The sequence below is a fragment of the Mycobacterium sp. NGS57 genome (genome assembly GCF_059812405.1).
This window is the reverse complement of the sequence record NZ_JCALCP010000005.1, coordinates 367,001-383,873: the sequence shown is the minus strand read 5'-3', so window position 1 is coordinate 383,873 and position 16,873 is coordinate 367,001. Positions and strand designations below refer to the sequence as shown.

16 protein-coding genes are annotated in these 16,873 nt (G+C 69.0%); 5 read left to right on the top strand and 11 right to left on the bottom strand.

The window, feature by feature from the left end; all coding sequences use genetic code 11:
- Positions 1–7: 7 nt before the first annotated feature.
- Positions 8–910 carry a TIGR03619 family F420-dependent LLM class oxidoreductase gene (locus AC5Y43_RS12650; RefSeq protein WP_499972786.1) on the bottom strand — a complete coding sequence of 301 codons (903 nt, stop codon included), beginning with the start codon at positions 908–910 and terminating at the stop codon, positions 8–10.
- On the bottom strand, positions 907–2,022 hold the full coding sequence (locus AC5Y43_RS12645) for an acyl-CoA dehydrogenase family protein (RefSeq protein WP_499972785.1): 1,116 nt from the start codon (positions 2,020–2,022) through the stop codon (positions 907–909). The genes AC5Y43_RS12650 and AC5Y43_RS12645 overlap by 4 nt, the downstream gene beginning before the upstream one ends.
- A gap of 168 nt (positions 2,023–2,190) precedes the next feature.
- Between AC5Y43_RS12645 and AC5Y43_RS12640 the strand changes: the two genes are divergently transcribed.
- Genes AC5Y43_RS12640 through AC5Y43_RS12625 form a run of 4 tightly spaced genes read left to right on the top strand, consistent with a single transcriptional unit; the run spans position 2,191 to position 7,137 of the window.
- Positions 2,191–3,387, top strand: coding sequence for an amidohydrolase family protein (locus AC5Y43_RS12640; RefSeq protein WP_499972784.1), 1,197 nt, complete (start codon positions 2,191–2,193; stop codon positions 3,385–3,387).
- Between the two features lie 17 nt (positions 3,388–3,404).
- Positions 3,405–4,373: an acyl-CoA dehydrogenase family protein gene (locus AC5Y43_RS12635; protein ID WP_499972782.1), complete on the top strand. Its 969-nt coding sequence runs from the start codon at positions 3,405–3,407 to the stop codon at positions 4,371–4,373.
- Positions 4,370–5,581, top strand: a complete 1,212-nt coding sequence (locus AC5Y43_RS12630) for an acyl-CoA dehydrogenase family protein (protein WP_499972780.1) — start codon at positions 4,370–4,372, stop codon at positions 5,579–5,581. Before AC5Y43_RS12635 ends, AC5Y43_RS12630 begins: the two co-directional genes overlap by 4 nt.
- Entirely contained in the window at positions 5,578–7,137 is a 1,560-nt protein-coding gene (locus AC5Y43_RS12625; RefSeq protein ID WP_499972778.1) for a class I adenylate-forming enzyme family protein, read from the top strand. Before AC5Y43_RS12630 ends, AC5Y43_RS12625 begins: the two co-directional genes overlap by 4 nt.
- Here AC5Y43_RS12625 and AC5Y43_RS12620 read toward each other — a convergent pair.
- The 9 genes from AC5Y43_RS12620 to AC5Y43_RS12580 form a co-directional block, all read right to left on the bottom strand.
- Positions 7,134–8,327, bottom strand: coding sequence for an amidohydrolase family protein (locus AC5Y43_RS12620; RefSeq protein ID WP_499972776.1), 1,194 nt, complete (start codon positions 8,325–8,327; stop codon positions 7,134–7,136). The genes AC5Y43_RS12625 and AC5Y43_RS12620 overlap by 4 nt on opposite strands.
- A 48-nt stretch (positions 8,328–8,375) precedes the next feature.
- On the bottom strand, positions 8,376–9,134 hold the full coding sequence (locus AC5Y43_RS12615; RefSeq protein ID WP_499972775.1) for an SDR family NAD(P)-dependent oxidoreductase: 759 nt from the start codon (positions 9,132–9,134) through the stop codon (positions 8,376–8,378).
- Positions 9,131–9,565 carry an SDR family oxidoreductase gene (locus tag AC5Y43_RS12610; RefSeq protein ID WP_499972773.1) on the bottom strand — a complete coding sequence of 145 codons (435 nt, stop codon included), beginning with the start codon at positions 9,563–9,565 and terminating at the stop codon, positions 9,131–9,133. The genes AC5Y43_RS12615 and AC5Y43_RS12610 overlap by 4 nt, the downstream gene beginning before the upstream one ends.
- A gap of 62 nt (positions 9,566–9,627) precedes the next feature.
- On the bottom strand, positions 9,628–11,079 hold the full coding sequence (locus tag AC5Y43_RS12605; protein WP_499972772.1) for a class I adenylate-forming enzyme family protein: 1,452 nt from the start codon (positions 11,077–11,079) through the stop codon (positions 9,628–9,630).
- Complete coding sequence (locus AC5Y43_RS12600; RefSeq protein ID WP_499972770.1) at positions 11,076–11,876, bottom strand: enoyl-CoA hydratase/isomerase family protein; 801 nt, start codon at positions 11,874–11,876, stop codon at positions 11,076–11,078. Before AC5Y43_RS12600 ends, AC5Y43_RS12605 begins: the two co-directional genes overlap by 4 nt.
- Positions 11,873–12,679, bottom strand: a complete 807-nt coding sequence (locus tag AC5Y43_RS12595) for an enoyl-CoA hydratase/isomerase family protein (RefSeq protein WP_499972769.1) — start codon at positions 12,677–12,679, stop codon at positions 11,873–11,875. Before AC5Y43_RS12595 ends, AC5Y43_RS12600 begins: the two co-directional genes overlap by 4 nt.
- Complete coding sequence (locus AC5Y43_RS12590; RefSeq protein ID WP_499972767.1) at positions 12,676–13,923, bottom strand: acyl-CoA dehydrogenase family protein; 1,248 nt, start codon at positions 13,921–13,923, stop codon at positions 12,676–12,678. The genes AC5Y43_RS12595 and AC5Y43_RS12590 overlap by 4 nt, the downstream gene beginning before the upstream one ends.
- Positions 13,920–14,726 (bottom strand): enoyl-CoA hydratase/isomerase family protein, encoded by an 807-nt coding sequence (locus AC5Y43_RS12585; RefSeq protein WP_499972766.1) that lies wholly within the window; start codon positions 14,724–14,726, stop codon positions 13,920–13,922. The genes AC5Y43_RS12590 and AC5Y43_RS12585 overlap by 4 nt, the downstream gene beginning before the upstream one ends.
- A 4-nt stretch (positions 14,727–14,730) precedes the next feature.
- A complete protein-coding gene (locus AC5Y43_RS12580; RefSeq protein WP_499972765.1) occupies positions 14,731–15,981 on the bottom strand; it encodes a hotdog family protein in 1,251 nt (416 codons plus the stop codon).
- 53 nt (positions 15,982–16,034) lie between these two features.
- Here AC5Y43_RS12580 and AC5Y43_RS12575 point away from each other — a divergent pair, with 53 nt between their 5' ends.
- Positions 16,035–16,871 carry an enoyl-CoA hydratase/isomerase family protein gene (locus AC5Y43_RS12575; RefSeq protein ID WP_499972763.1) on the top strand — a complete coding sequence of 279 codons (837 nt, stop codon included), beginning with the start codon at positions 16,035–16,037 and terminating at the stop codon, positions 16,869–16,871.
- Positions 16,872–16,873 lie beyond the last annotated feature (2 nt).

The following is a 16,873-nucleotide window of genomic DNA, read 5'->3' as shown; positions in this document are numbered from 1 at the left end:
GGGCGCGTCAGGCCGCGACGAACTCCTGAGCGAACGCGCGCGAACGCTCGACGAGTTCGGCCCGGTCGGCGCCGGGCGGCGCGATGGTGAGCCACGTGACCCCGGCCGCCTCCAGCCGCGCGATGGTCGCGTGACGTTCATCGGCCGATCTGCTGTCGTCCAACAGATTTCCCGCGGAAAAGCAGATGTCCAGCGGCGCGGTGCGGCCGATCTCGGCCGCGTACCGCTTGGCCCAGTCGATGGCGAGTTCCAACTCGTCGATTGTCGAGATCTCCGCGGTACGCGACGCAGCCGCGTAGCCAAAGGTGTTGAACGGCGCCCATCCCTGGGCGCGCGAGACCGCGCGGCGAACGGCTGGCTTGCTGTTGCCCCCGACCCATACGGGTGGGGGAGCCGCCGGCAGCGGGCGCAGCCGAACTCCGCGAGCGGCGAACGAGGTCCCCTCGTAGGCGATGTCGTCGCCGGTGAGGACCTTGTCCAGCACGTCGAGCGCCTCATCGAGCAGGGCGCCGCGGTTGTCGAAATCGATTCCGAGGGCCTTGAATTCGGGCTTGAGGTAGCCCGCGGCGGTCCCGAGGATGAGCCGCCCGTTCGACAGCGCCGCCAGGCTCTGAATCGACTTGGCGCCGAGGAACGGGTTGCGGTAAGCGGCGATGTAGACATTGGTCAGCAGCTTGACGTCGGTCGTCGCGGCGGCGGCGAACGCCAGCGCGACGAACGGATCGAGGGCGTGGTGGCCGCCGTGGTCGAGCCACTTCGCGTCGGGCGCGGGATGATCGGTCACGTGCACCGCCGCGAATCCGCTGGCCTCGGCCACGCGCGCGATCTCGGCGATGGCTTCGACGGTGACGAACTGATCGACGGCCTCGACACGCTGGGTGGGCAGTTCGAGGGAGAACGAGACGGTCACGAGGGTCCTTTCGCTTCGGAGACGAGCGTGGCCAGGCGTTGGGCGTGGTAGTCGGGGTCGCCGAAGATCAACTGGGTGGCCTTGGCGCGCCGGACGTACAGGTGGGCATCGTGTTCCCAGGTGAAGCCGATGCCGCCGTGGATACGCATGTTGTCGAGCGCCACCTGCAGGAAGGCTTCCGAGCACACCATCTTGGCGACCGCCGCGGCGGTCGGCAGGTCATCGGTGCCGGCCACCTCGGCAGCGTGGGAGGCGGCCGAACGCGCGCCCTCCACCTGAACCAACATGTCCGCGCACCGGTGCTTGATCGCCTGGAAGCTCCCGATCGGCCGGCCGAACTGAATACGATCCTTGGCGTAGTCGACGGCCATATCGAGGCAGCGTTGCGCCGCGCCGACCTGTTCGGCCGCCAGTGCAACGATGGCGAGGTCCGATGCGCGCGCCAGGAAGCCCGCCGCACCACCGTCCTGCCCGACCAGTTCCGCCGGCGCGCCGTCGAACTCCACTCGGGCCAGCTTGCGGGTGCGGTCGAGCCCCGCCAGCGGGGTGCCCCGAAGCCCCTCCGAGCCCGCGGTGACCGCGAGCAACGAGATGCCCGCCGGCGTGTTGGCCGCCGCCAGGAGGACGTCGGCGGTGTGGCCGTCGATCACGAGCGGCGCCGCGCCGTGGAGCCGATAACCGGTGCCGTCGCGGACGGCCTGCAGCGTGACCTTCGCGGGATCCCACGCGCCGAGCCGGTCATTGAGGATCAGCGTCGCGGTGGCGGAGCCGTCGGCGAACCGGGGGACGAACCGTTCCGCGGCCGCATTGTCGCCGCTGACGAGAATCGCCTGCGTCGCCAGCGCCACCGTGGCGAAGAATGGGGAGCACAACAGCGCGCGACCCATTTCCTCGAAGACGACGGCCAGTTCGGTGGCACCGGCGCCCGCCCCGCCCCACCGCTCGGGCACAGCGATGCCGTGCAGGCCCAACTCGCCGGCCATCTGACGCCACGACCCCTCGTCGTATCCGGTGTCCGTCGCCATCAGTGTGCGTACGGTCTCACTGGGCGACATCGCGGTCAGGTAGTCCCGCACGACGCCGCGGAGGTCGTCGACCTCACTGGTGGGCACGCGCGGCCTCCCGGTTCAGTCGCATCGCGTTGTCGGTCACTGGCTTTGATGTGGTCATGTCTCCCTCAGGGCATCCCGGCCCGTGCCGCCCGGGATAGCCATTGCCGCACCAGGATAGTATGTTTTCTGGAATCGGAGAATATGCATTCTCGCTGAAGGAGCAACGCGGTGACGACGAAACTCGACTACGGCATCTTTGACTGCGATACCCACTGCTACGAGACGCGGGACGCGTTCACACGCTATCTGCCGGAGAAGTTTCGGGATCGGGCGATCACCACCGTACGCGGGGCCGACGGCGTCGAGGTGATCCTGGCCGGGCACCGCGTCGCCACCTTCAACAGCGAAGGCGGACTGGGTCTTGATGTCGCCTACCGCCCCGGCTCGCTCAAGGAGATGCTCAAGCAGATGGGATCGGGAAATCCCGAGGAATCCTACGAGCCACAACCCATGCAGCCGGAATTCATCGAGCGCGCCGCCCGCCTGTCCGTCATGGCGAACCAGAACATCGACCGCATGGTCATCTATCCCAGTGGTATGGCCCTGGCCGCCGAACACTACGTCGACGACACCGCGGCGCTGTATGCCAATCTGCGCTCGTTCAACCGATGGTTCGACGAAGAGTGGGGCTTCAACTACGACGACAAAATCTTCGCCACGGCCCTATTGTCGTTGCGCGACTTGGATTCCGCGATCGCGGAGACCGAGGCGATCATCGCGCAGGGCGCAAGGTTCGTGCTGCTGCCGACCGGGCCCGCCTACGGTCGATCACCCGGCGACCCGTACTTCGACCCCATTTACGCGCGCCTACAGGAGGCCGGGTGCATCCTGGTGTTCCACATCATGCCGTTCTGGTACTTCACCGCGATCTCGCCGGCGTGGGGACAGAACTCCGACCCCGCCTCGTGGCACATGTCGGCGTGGCAGTGGATGAACATCTACGGCCAGCGGCCGATCGAGGAGACGCTGTCCGCGCTCATCTTCGACAACCTCTTCGGCCGCTTTCCAGGTCTCAACGTCCTTGTCGCCGAGCACGGGGCGGAATGGGTGCCGTTCTTCGTAAGGCACATGGACAAGAGCCGCGGCATGGGCCGCAACGGCCCGTGGATCGGCGGGAAGCTGACCGAACGGCCGTCGGCGATCTTCCGCCGTCATGTCCGGGTCGTGCCCTATCCCGAGGACGACATCCCCGCGATCGTCGCGAGCATGGGATACGACGACTGCCTGGTGATGGGCTCGGATTACCCGCACGCCGAAGGCATGGCCGAGCCCGCCGACTTCGTCAAGCTGCTCGATCCGCTCGACGACGCCGCCAAGCGGCGGATCATGCGCGACAACGCCGAGCAGCTGCTCGTCCGAAGCTGACGGGGGTCGCCGGAGGTATGGCCGACGAGAACTCGGCGGACGTCGACCTCGACCTGCTGCGAGCGTCGGCGCGGGCGTTCCTGGCCGAACGCGGCGAGACGGGATCCGTCAAGGATCTCGCGGCGATGGACTGGACCGGGCTGCTGGTCGACGAGGCGCAAGGTGGCGCCGGCTGGCATCCGATCGAAACGTGCGTCGTGGCCGAGGAACTCGGGCGAGCACGGGACGGATCGGCGTGGTTGGGAACCACGATCGCCGCCGCGGCGCTGGCCCCGGCGCCCGATGCGCTCCGGGAACGGTGGCTGCCCGGCCTGCTGGGCGGCACCGCGACGGCGGGTCTCGCCCTCGATGAGGCCCCCGCACGGATCATCCGTGGCGATGAGGTCGACATCGTCGTTCGTCTGGGGCGCAACGGAATTCACCTGTTCAGTGACCCGGATCCCGCCCGGCTCCAGCCGGACGCCGATGTGCTGGACGTCACCAGGCCCGCGTGGCGCATCGATCTTGCGGCCGCGCCCTGCACCGCCATCGGATCGGCCCGGCGGGCCGACGAGCTGCTCGCCGTGGCGCGGCTGCTCGTCGCCGCCGACTCCGTCGGCGCGGTGTCGATGACCCTGGAACGGCTGACGGCATACCTCAAGGAGCGCAACGCGTTCGGGGTGCCGATCGCGAGCTTCCAGGCGATACAGCACCGGCTCGTCGAGCTCCTGGTCTTCGAGGTCAAGGCGCGCGCGGTGGTGATGCGGGCGGCGCGGGCCATCGCGTGCGGTGACGGCAGGGCGCCCGCGCTGGCGGCGGCGGCGCACGCATTCGTGGCGGCGAAAGCCACAGCCGCCGTGGACGAGTGCATGCAATTGTCGGGCGGCATCGGATTCACCTGGGAGTACCCGCTGCACTACGAACTGCGCCGGGTCTTCACCAACGCGCACCTGATCGGCACGGCGCGGTCGAGTCGTGAGCTGCTGGCGGAGGTGTCCGGCTGGTGAGCGGTCACGGAAGCCGGCCCGCGCGACCCTCGCAGGCGCAGCTGACCGAGTTCAGGCATCGGGTCAAGGCGCACATCGCCGAGCACGCGCCGGCGACCGAAGCGCGCGAGGGCCACCGGGCGCCCGAGACCGCCGCAAAGGAGGCCCGGCTGCGCGCGTGGTTCGCCGGGCTGTTCGAGGCGGGATTCGCCGGCGCGGACTGGCCGGTCGAATATGGCGGCCGCGCCGATCATCATCCGCTGCACGACCGCATCGTGAGCGAGGAGATCCTGCGTGCCCGCGCACCGCGCCCGGTGGATCAGGTGAACCTCGCCGCGCATGTGTTGCTGCACTTCGGATCCGACGAGCAGAAGCGAACGCTGCTGCCACCGATCCGGCGCAGCGAGCACGTGTGGTGTCAGCTGCTCAGCGAACCCGACGCGGGCAGCGACATCGCCGCCGTGCGCAGCCGCGGTGCGCGGCAAGCCGACGGCAGCTGGCTCATCGACGGGCAGAAGACCTGGATCACCGACGGCCATTGGGCCGACATGGGCCTCGCCCTCATTCGCACCGATGCGGCGTCGACGCGCCACCACGGGCTGTCGGTCTTCACCGTGCCGCTCTCGGCGGACGGCGTCGAGGTTCGCCCGATCCGCACGATCGGGGATGCGATCGAGGTGAACGAAATCTTCCTCACCGGCGTCCGGCTCGGTGCCGAGAGCCTGATCGGCGAGGAGGGTCAAGGCTGGTCGATCATCATGGCGGGTTTGGACTTTGAACGATTCGGCATCGGCGGCAACGTCATCCTGCTGGAACTGCTGATCGACGACCTGGTCGCCGTGGCCCGCCACGCGCAAATCGACGGTGCGCCCGCGCTGCAGTCCGCCGACGTCCGCCAGCAGGTCGCCGAGCTGGCTGTCGAGGTCGAAGTGGCCAAGGCGTTCATCGACGACCACGTCGAGCGGTTGACGTCGGGCGACGAACAACCGGGCGACGGCTCCATCGCGAAGTTGAGCTTCGCCGAGACCTACCACCGGGTCGCGGCCTATGGCGCCGAGCTGGCGGCGTCTGCCACAATCGTCGGGGTCCCAGACGACGAGGTGGCGCAGGCCAAACAGCGGTTGCGGGAATGCTGGCTGTGGTCGCGCGCCTACACGATATCGGGTGGCAGTTCGGAGATGATGCGCAATATTCTTGCCAAGCGCCGACTGCACTTGCCGAGCCGGTGACCCCTCCTGCCGGGCAGACCTATTGGTCGCTGATCGAGACCGCGGCCCGGGCGCGCCCCGACCGGGTGGTCCTCGCCGACGATTACGGGCGCAGCCTGTCCTGCGCGCAGCTGCGTGAGTCGGCGCTGACGTGCGCGGCGGCGTTGGCGCAGCTCGGGATCGGCGCGGGCACGGTGGTGTCGTGGCAACTGCCGACCACGCTGGAGACGATGGTCGTCATGGCGGCGCTGACACGGCTGGGTGCGGTCCAGAACCCGGTGCTGCCGATCTGGCGGGAGAGCGAACTGCGTTTCGTGACAACGCAACTCGCGACCGACGTCATCATCGTTCCGGGAACGTGGCACAACTTCGACCACACCGCCTTGGCGCACGGGCTCGCCCGCGAGCGGCCCATGTCTGTCGTGGTCGTCGACCACGGCGCGCCGATCACCGACGGCCTTCGGCTGCCGGCCGGCGACCCGGCGGCCTTGCCCCCGCCGCCGAGCGGTGGCGAGGACTCACGCTGGATCTACTATTCGTCGGGCACGACGGCGGCGCCGAAGGGCGCGCGGCACTGCGACCGCTCGGTCATCGCCGGCTCGGCGGGGGTCGTCGGCATCGTCGGCGCTTCCGGCCGCGACGTCAACCCGATCACGTTTCCGGTTTCGCACATCGGGGGAGCGGCCATGCTCGCCGCGGGCCTGCAGACCGGCATGCGGCTGGTGCTGTTCGACGCCTTCGACGCCGTCGAGACGCCCATCGCCATCGCGGCGCACCGCCCGACCCTGCTGGGCAGCGCGACCCCGTTCTTCGTCGCCTACCTCGCGGCGCAGGCGAAGCACGGTGACGAACCACTTTTTCCCGATCTGCGGGGCTGCGTCGGTGGTGGCGCCCCGATCACCCCCGAGCTGGGACGCCAGCTGCGGGAGACGTTTCCGGTCAACGGCGCGGCCAACTCCTGGGGCTTGACCGAATTTCCGGTGGCCACCTCGCAGACGCCGGAAGGCGCGCCCGATGTCCTCGACCGGACCGTGGGACGGCCCGTGCCGGGGGTATCGGTGCGGGTGGTCGACGCGGCCGAGCGCGACGTCGGTATCGGTGCGGAGGGGGAGCTTCGCCTCAAGGGGCCGCAGTGCTTCCTCGGCTATGTCGATGCATCCCTTGATGCCAACGCTTTTGACGCCGACGGTTGGTTCCGCACCGGCGATCTGGGTCTCGTCGACGACAACGGCGACGTCGTCGTCACCGGCCGGATCAAGGACGCGATCATCCGCAACGCGGAGAACATCTCGGCGCTGGAGATCGAGGGCGTGCTGGCCACCCACCCGGCGGTGGCCGACGTCGCGGTCATCGGCGTGCCCGACGAGCGGACGGGGGAGCGGGTCTGCGCCGTCGTCGTCGCACGCCCGGGCGCGGCGGTCACGCTCCCGTCGGTCTTCGAACACTGTCAGGCCCAGGGGCTGAGCAAGCACAAGACGCCCGAACGACTCGAAGTCATTGGCGCGCTGCCGCGCAACCTCACCGGCAAGGTACTCAAGACCGAACTGCGGGCCCGGTTCGGGAGCCGACTCGGCTAAACGCCGATGAGATCCTTGAGGTTGCCACCCATGAGGCGTGCCCGGGTGGCCGCGGGAAGGTCCTCGAGCTCCTTGACGAAATCCGCCGGCTCGGCCAGACCCTCGGGATGCGGAAAGTCCGAACCGAACATCACGCGATCCGTACCGAGGATCTCGATGAGGTGCGACATGTCCTCCTCGTGAAACGGGTTGACCCACACGTGCCTGCGGAAGACGTCACAGGGATGCTCGCTGAACTCGCGCGGCTTTTTGCGGTACACCCGGTCGAACACATCCATCAGACGATTCGCCCAGGACCCGCCGTTCTCGACGACACCGATGCGCAGGCCCGGAAACCGCTCGAACACCCCGTGCGCGATGAACGCCGCGAGCGTGTCGAAGATGTGGCGGCTCTCCTCGTAGATGAAGCCGCGGAACTTCGTCAGCTGGAAGCCCTGGAACTCGTCGCCGCCCTCCCAGTCGGAAAGGTAGCGGTCGTAGCCGGCGTCGGAATTGTGCATCTGGACCGAGATGCCCGACGATTCGACGAGCCGCCAGAAGTCGTCGAATTCCGGCAGCGCGGGTGAGCGCGAGGTGCCATCCTCGCGCGGCACCGGCGCAGGCCGGATCAGCACCGTCCTGGCGCCGTTGTCCAGGCACCACTGGAGCTCCTCGACACCCTTCGCGGGATCGTTGAGCGAGATCGCCGGGACCGCGAAGATGCGGTTCTGGTAGTTGAACGTCCAGTCGTCGAGCAGCCAGCGGTTGAAGGCGTGGGTGACCGCATGGGTGAGTTCGGTGTCGGACTTCGTCCGTTCCTCGAGCATGCCCGCCGTGGTGGGGAACATCACCGCGCCGTCGACGCCTTGGCGGTCCATCAACGCCAGGCGCAGGTCGGGACGGCGGAACTCGTCGGGGCAGCGGATCGGGTCGGCCAGTTCCCGCAGCGTCTTGCCCTCCGGGTTGATGCCGCGGTAGTAGTCGGCCCATGCGCCCGGGGTGGGAATCACCTCGTATGTCGGGTTCGGGATGCACTCGGTGACCACGCCGAGGATCTGCAGCTTCTTGCGGCCGTTGACATCGATGAACTTCAGCGCCTCGGAGTACTTTTCCGGCAGGTACCGCGTGTAGGCGTCGATGGTTTCGTACATGTGGTTGTCGGCATCCCAGACTTCCACTGCGTTGTCGTCGTTCACCTGCGCCTCCAACATGCGAGAGAATGTTGGTTCTCAAGATAGCAGAATGCCAATATCCGGCTCCTACAGGTTCATGAAGTGGCCACCGTCGACACCGAGGGTCTGCCCGGTGATGTAGCGGGCCGCGGGGCCGACCAGGAACGCCACGGCGGAGCCGATATCGCGCTCGGGATCACCGATCCGGCCCAGCGGCACCCGTCGCGACAGGCGTTCCTCCATCGCCGGCTCGGCCTCGATTGCGGCCGTCATCGCGGGCGAATAGGCCAGGGGCGACACCACATTGACGGTGATCCCGTGGGGTGCCCACTCGCGGGCCAGGCTCTTGGCGAAACCTCGCAGGGCGCCCTTCATCGTCGCGTAGAGCGGCAGGGTCGCGCTGCCCTCGATGCCCGCCGGCGACGTCATGACCAGGAAGGCGCCGCCGCGCTCCTTCAGCGCGTCGAATGCGGCGGCAGCGCAGTTTTCGGCGCCGCCGACGGACACCGAGTAGTGGTCGTCCCACAGCGACCGGCTCACCTCCTCGAGCCGATGGGGCCGGCTGGAGCTGTTGCTCGTGGCGTTGTGCACCACCGCGTCGAGGCGGCCGGTGACGGCGACGGCGACACCCACGGCGTCGGCCACCTGTCCGGGTGCGGTGACGTCGCAGCGCACCCAGGTGGCCCGCTGCCGTCGTGCGGAGATCGCACCGACGACATCGCATCCGGACTCGGAGCGGGTGGCGACCACGACGTGCGCGCCCTCGGCCGCAAGGGCCTTGGCGATGCCGCGGCCGACCCCCGCGCCGGCACCGGTCACCAGGACCGTGTGCCCGTCCAGCCTCACGGCAGCATCACCGAGCCGCCGTCCACCACGATCGTCGCTCCGGCCAGGTGATCGATGTCGCGCCGGAGCAGAAACTTCGCCGTTTCCACGACGGAGTGGATCAGCGTGCTGTCGTCGGAGACCGCGGCCGCGGTCAGATGCGCGTCGACACTGTCAAAGCCGGAGTCGAAGATCCGCAAGGGTGCCGCGACCATGTTGACCGCGATTCCACCGGCTGCCCATTGCCGCGCAGCGGATTTGGCCATCGCGCGGATGCCTTCGGTCGCCGTCGTATAGCCCACTAGTCCGGCCGCACCGGCGATGCCGATCGTCGGGACGATCAGGACAATTCGCCCGCCTTGTCCCGCCATCGACGAGTGTGCCGCCTGGAGCGCGACAAGCGCCTGCCACATCGTTTCGCCGGCATCCGCGATGACATCGACGACGGTCACGTCTCCGACCGCGTCGGCCAGCGTTCTCGTCAGGGCTTCGGCCGGACCCAGGACGATGGCGCTCACGTGTCAGCCAACGCCGCCAGCTCGCGCTTGATCACCTTGCCGACGTCGTTGCGGGGCAGCCGATCGACGAACACGATGCGCACGGGGACGCGGTACGGCGTCAGCCGCTCGCGGCACCATGACACGAGCCCGCCCTCGGAGACCGACTCGTCGCCTCTGACGACGAACGCCCAGGGCACCTCGCCCAGCCGCTCGTCGGGAACGCCGACCACCGCCGCCTCGCGCACCCCGTCGGCGGCCAGCAGGACGTCCTCCACCGTGCCCGGAAACACCTTCAGGCCACCGCGGTTGATCATGTCCGATACCCGGCCGTCGAGCCACAGGAACCCGTCGTCGTCGAACCAGCCGAGATCGCCCGTGTGGAACCAGCCCTCGTCGGTGAGCCGGTCGGAGAATGCGGGGTCGATCTTGCGGGCGGCGGTTGTCGGCGTGCGCACCAGCACCTCGTCGCCGCGGATCGCCACGTCGATGCCGGCCAGTGGACGCCCGACCGAGCCCAGCTTGGCCTCGCCCCACTCGCGGGCGTCGGCGGCCGACCAACCGACCACCTCTCCGCCGAGCTCGGTCTGGCCGTAAGAGTTCAGCACGATCACGTTGAACTTGTCGCGGAACCGGCGCGCCTGGACGGGTGACAGGGGAGCCGTGATCGATCGCACGATCTTCAGCGGCGACAGGTCGGTGACCGAGTCGTCGTGCAGGACCATGGTCAGCGCGGCCGGCGGCAACACGGTGGACCGCAGCTGGTGGCGCCTGACCAGCGCGGCGAAGTCCGGCGGGCAGAACCGGTCCATCAGCACGACGCCGGATCCCGCCCGGAAGGCGAACAGCACCTGGTAGATGCCGGCCCACAGCGACAACGACAGCGGCACCAGGTTCGGCATGGGGGACCGCTTCGATTTGCCCGTACCGCGTTTTGCGCCGCGAAGCTTGGCCAGCAGCCGGTCGATCAGGTCGAGCACCGTGCTGTGCCGCAGCGGCACGGGTTTGGGCGGGCCCGTGGTACCCGAGGTGAACTGCAGCAGCGCGACATCCTCGTCGTAGGACCGCGGCTGGTCCGGCTCGCGTGACGAGTCCGTTGCCGACCATCCCAGCTCCTTGCCGGTGATGACCGGAAGATCGCACTTCGAGAACCGTTGTGCGAGTTCCGGGGTGGTGACGACCGCGGTGGGACGCAACGTCTCCAGCTGGGTGGCGATCTCGGCATCGGCGGCCCTGGGATTCAGCGGTGTGTACACGCCGCCGGCGCGCCACACGCCGAACAGCGCGGCGATGGTCGTGGCATCGTTGGGCAGCATCGCGGCGACCACCTGTCCCGTCGCCAGGCCGTTCTCGGTGAGCAAGGTGCCCAGGCGTTGGGCGCTGGCGGCCAGCTCGTCGCGCGAAACCTGACCGTCGAGCGTGTGCACGGCGACCTCGGGCAGACCCTCCAGCAGCTTCGCCAGGCTCACGAATCAGCCTCGAGCGGAGCCCAATTCGGAGTTCGCTTGTCTGCGAAGGCCAGTGGGCCCTCGTTCTGATCCGGATGTCCCCACATCGAGGTCAGGTGCTTGGCACCTTCGCGGCACGCGTCGGTGAGGCCGTATTCGAGCGCGCCCCACAGCGCCCGCTTGGTGGCGCGCATCGCCGCGGGCGAGTTCCTGGCGATCTTCTCGGCGAGCTCCTGGGCGACATCGCGCAGCTTGTCGGGCGGGTGGACGACCTGGCTGATCATGCCGAGTTCGTAGGCGCGCCCGGCGCTGAGCCGTTCATGGCTGCCGACCAGTGCCATCCGGAACACGGCCTCGGCCGGCATCTTGCGCATCAGCGCGATGGTCTCCAGCGCGCTGACCTGACCGATGGACACGTGCGGGTCGACGAACGTGGCATCCGACGCCGCGATGACGATGTCGGCGTCGGCCACCCAGTGCAATCCGCCGCCGGCGCACACCCCGTTGACGGCGGTGATGACCGGCTTTTCGACGTTGCAGTGCCAGGCGCTCAGCTTGAGATTCAGGGTGCGCATGGTCTCCTGGAATTGCAGCACCGCCTCGCCGTCCAATGACTCCATGTCCGCGCCCACCTGAAAGGCCCGGCCGTTGCCGGTGTGCACGATCACCCGGACGTCGGGGTCGGCGTTCAATTCCGCCCAGGCCCTGGGGAATTCCTCCCGCATCACGGCGTCGTAGGCGTTGAGCCGGTCGGGCCGGTCGTTGATGAGCCAGCCGACCGGTCCGCGCCGTTCGACCACCAGCCGCTGATAGGTCATGACACCTCCGACAGCGGTTGCCACTGTGGGGCGCGCTTCTCGCGCCAGGCCCGCGCCCCCTCGGCGTGGTCGGGGTGGTTGCGCAGCCGCCAGATTTCGGCGGCGGCTTCGTTGCGGGCCCGGGTCAGGCCGACCTCCAGGGAGTGCCACAGCGCCCTCTTGGTCGCGCGCATCGCGGTCGGCGAATTGGTGGCGATCGCGGCCGCGAGTCGCTCCGCCGCCGCGCGGAGCCGGTCGGCCGGCACCACCTCGGACACGATGCCCAACTCGTGGGCGCGCTGGGCCGAGACGCGTTCGCCGTTGCCGCTCAGCGCCATCCGGGTGATCGCTTCCATCGGGGACTTGCGCAGCAGCGTGATGGCTTCGTAGGCCACGGCCTGACCCACCGAGACGTGCGGGTCGACGAACGATGCCTCCTCGGCCGCGATCACGATGTCGGCGTCGGCCACCAGGTGCAGGCCGCCGCCCGCGCAAACCCCGTTGACGGCCGCGATCACCGGCTTCCACACCCCGCAGTGCCACGACGAGATCTTCAGCTCGGCGTCCCTGGTCCGGCGGGAATGCCGGCGCATCGCCTCCTTGTCGCGCGCCACCTGGACCACGTCCATTCCGGTGCAGAACGCCTTGCCGTTGGCGGTGTTGACGATCACGCGCACGCCGGGATCGGCATCCAGGTCCGCCCACGCGGCCTCGAGTTCGTCGAGCATCAGCGAGTCGAAGGCGTTGCCGGCGTCCGGCCGGTTCAGGATGAGCCAGCCGATGCCGTCGGATTTCTCCGCCACCAGCCGCCGATAGGTGCTCACGAGCGCGGGATGTCCTTCCAGGGCTTGCCCTTCCACGGGTCGGGCTCCTTGGGCAGGCCCAACACCCGCTCGCCCAGGATGTTCTTGTTGATGTCGGTGGTGCCGCCCTCGGTGGCGTTGGCGAGGCTGCGCAGCATTCCCTTGACGTCACGCGGCAGCGCGTCCGGGTCGTCGGTGGCCGGCCAGGCGATGGCGTCCGTGCCCAGCAGGTCCACCATGAGGTCCTGGATCTGCTGATTCAGGGTGGCCTGGTGCACCTTGCCGATCGAGGACGCGGCCCCGGGGGATTGGCCGGCCGAAAGCGCGGCGCGCACACGGGCGTTGGTCCAGCCCCGGATCTGCTCCTGCGCCCACAATCGCATGACCTTGTTGCGCACGACCGGGTCGTCCCACCGGCCGGTCTCGCGTGCCAGGGCGATCAGACGCTCGGCGCCGGAGCCGCCGAGCCGGCCCATGCCTCCCGACCCCGAGCCCGAAACCATCTGCCGCTCACTGGATAACGTCGACGCGCTGACGCGCCAGCCGTCGTTGACCTCTCCCACGCGGTGCGCGTCCGGGATCCGCGCATTGTCGAGGAAGACCTCGTTGAATTCCGCCTCGCCGGTGATCTGGCGCAGTGGTCGCACGTCGACGCCCGGTTGGTGCATGTCGAGCAGGAAGTAGGTGATGCCCCGGTGTTTCGGGGCCTCGGGGTCGGTCCTGGCCAACAGGATCGCGAAGTCGGCCTCGCCGGCCCACGTGGTCCAGACCTTCTGGCCGGAGATCACCCACTCGTCGCCGTTTCGGACGGCTCGGGTGGCCAGCGAGGCCAGGTCGGAGCCGGCGCCGGGCTCGCTGAAGAGCTGGCACCACTTCTCCTCGTTGCGCACGATCGGCGGCAGGAAACGCCGCCGCTGCTCGTCGGTGCCGTGGCTGAACAGCGCCGCGGCGGCGTTGTTGAGCCCCAACGGATTCAGCCGGGCCAGCCGCAGCGGCCGCAGCACCTCGTCGATCGCGTGGGCGACCTCGTTGCCGATACCCAGCCCGCCGTGGTCGGGCGCCCACGTCGGCACGACCAGGCCGGACGCGGCGAAGGCCGGATACCACTGCTCGTAGTCCGCGGGGCTGCGCGCCGCGCGCAGCGCGGCGGGGCTCTGGGCGGCGGCTGAGCGCCAGGAGGCGGGCACCTCGGCGTCGACCCATCGCCGCACCGCCGCGACGGCGTCGGCGGCGCTGGTGTCCGCGTCGATCGGCAACACCATCAACGCCCCTGAAACTTCGCGTCGCGCTTGTCGCGGAAGGCGGCCAGGCCCTCCTTGAAATCCTCGCTGCGACTGGACAACTCGAGCGCCATCGCCTCGTTCTGCAGGTGCCGGTCGAGGTCCAGCCCGTTGCCGCTGTGCAGCAGCCACTTGGTGAGCCCCAGCGCCACCGTTGGCGCCTCGCTGAGCCTGGTAACGAGTTCGGTTGCGGCCGCGTCCAATCGGTCCTCGGCGACTGCAGCGTGGATGATGCGCCATTCGGCCGCGGTGGCCCCGGAGATCTCGTCGCCGAGCAGCAACAGCTCGCGGGTGCGCACCATGCCGATGAGCCGGGGCAGCAGCCAGGCCGCGCCACTGTCCGGGGTGAAGCCGCGCGCCATGAACGGTTCCCAGAACCGCGCGTCGTCGGCGGCCACGCAGAAGTCAGAGGCCATCGCGATGTGGAACCCGAGGCCGGCGGCCCAGCCGCGCACGACCGAGACGATCGGCACCTGCGTCTCGAGCAGCAGCGGGATGAGCCGGTTGGCCTTGTTCGGCAGCCTGCGCTGCGTACTGCCGACCCTCGGCTTGCGCTGCGAGCGAGTGTTGTTGGCGATCAGGTCGGATCCGGCGCAGAAGTCCGGTCCCTCGGCGTCGATCCGGATGACCCGCACCGACTCGTCGGTGCCCGCGGCGGCCAGATGCACGATCATCGCGTCGAGCATTGCGTCGTTGACCGCGTTGCGGCGATCGGCACGGTCGAACGTCAGGCACAGGACCGGGCCCCGTTGTTCGGCGCGAAGGCCGGCCACGTTGTCGTAACTCATGGCCTCAGTGCTCGGTGAACCGTGCCGACACGGCGGCGAGCAGGTCCGCGAGGTTGCTAGCCGCACCGGGCGGGTCGGGTAGCCGGACGGGTCCGCGTTGGCGGCTGGGCAGCAGGATCGTGGCGTGCCCGGGCGTGGTGATCTGACCCCGCTGGTTGGTGGCCGCCAGTTCGAGGTCGACGGCGGGCCGGTCGTCGTCGGCGAGGTACTTGCGCACCACCTTTCCGGTGATGGTGTGCAGGTCGCCGACGTAGTTGAAGAGCCGGAACTCGCAGTCGAGTTTCCACAGCCAGGCGTCGTCACCCATCCAGTCGGTGCACAAGTGGATGAGCCACGTTTCGCGCATGCGGCCGTAGTCGAAGGTGGTGGGGTTTCCGGCATTGCGGGCCGCGTCCGGTTCCCAGTGCACCCGCTGCTGCACATCGGGGACACCGTGGTCATTGGGCGTGTAGAAACGGGGAATGCGCTGCCGGTTGCGCCATGCCAGCCGCAGGGGCCGCACGCCGTACATCCCGGTCCCCATGCCGACGTGCCAGCAGACCATGTCGGTGACCGTCAGCGGACCCTTGGTCAACGGGCCGACGGCGTCGCCCTCGTCGACGTCCTCCCACCATCGCGGTTCGGCGCCGCGCGCCGACTCGCGCGCGTATCGCTCGTCGAGTTCGGCGATCTCGTCCGGCGTCCACGACTTCAGCTCGAGGGCCTCGTACTTTCTGCGGTCGCGCGCCTTGCCGCGCTCGGTGCGGATCATGTTGCGGTACTGGCCGCCCAGGATGACGCCCTCGTCGTCGCGGAACACCTGGGCCGACCATTCGTGGACGGCGCGCCCGGCGAATTCGCTGCTCTTGTCCAGCGCCGCGACCAGAGCGTTGCGCCGGAAGACCCGATGATTCGCGCGCAGCGGCGCCCACCATTCGCGCGACGACGCGGCGTAGAACGCATGGACGCCGCGCAAGGGATCACCCTTGGTCAGCGCGCGGTCTTCCTCGCAGAGCGTAATCACCTCGTCCTCGCCGATCAGGGTGTCGCCGCCGACGAGCGCGGGCGGCGCGATCGACTCGCCCCACACCGATTTGGCGGCGTACTCCGGATCGGCCCACAGCGGATTGGGATCGCCGTAGCTCTCCGCCACGTGGCGGAAACTGTCCTCGTTGGGCCGAAAGTAGTGCGGCGGCTGCGTGTGGGGAACGGCGATGCCGATGGTGGCGCGCAACCGGGTCAGTCCCTCGTCGGTAATCTGACCGGTTGCCGGCATGGAAATTAAGATACCCGAAAAGCGGAAACGCCGTTAACGCAGGCCGGAGACAGGTGACGAACATGAGCGAAGAAGCAGCGGGCATCGTGGTGGCCGTCGGCGACGACGGTGTGCAGCGCATCACCATCGACCGTCCGGATGTTGGAAACTCGTTGTCGCCCTTGGCGCGTGACGTGCTCACCGACGCGTTCACCCGGGCCAACGACGAGCCCGCCGTCCGCGCCGTGCTGTTGACCGCGACCGGTGGCCGGCACTTCTGCGCCGGCGCGGGCCTGGCGCCGAAGCCGGCCGGCGCCGACGCACAATCGAACCCCAGCCCCGACAAACGGCCCGGCGACATCGCCCGCATGCTTCAGCAGGGCTGGCAGCGACTGGTTGCGTCGATCTTGGACTGCGACAAACCCGTGGTCGGCGCGGTCAACGGCACCGCCGCCGGCGCCGGCGCCAGCCTGGTGCTGTCCTGCGACCTGGTCGTCATGTCAACGGGGGCAAAGCTTGTCGAGGCGTTCGTGCACCGCGGGATCCTGCCGGACTCGGGCGCCATCCACCTGCTGACCAGAATCGTGGGCTTGCGCAAGGCGACCGAACTGCTGATGCTCGGCGAGCCGGTCGACGCCCCCACCTGCGAACGGCTCGGGCTGGTCAATCGCGTGACCGCACCCGACGACACCGACGCGGTCGCCGAGGAACTCGCGGTGCGCTTGGCCGCCGGCCCCACGGTGATGCTGACGCTGACCAAGCGGCTGTTGGCGGTGTCGTCGGAGTCGGACCGACACCGGGCATTCGAGCAGGAGGCCTGGGCACAGGAGGTGGTGTCGCGCACCGCGGACCTGCGCGAGGGCCTTGCGGCGTTCGCGGAACGCCGGACACCCAGGTTCCTCGGTCGCTGACC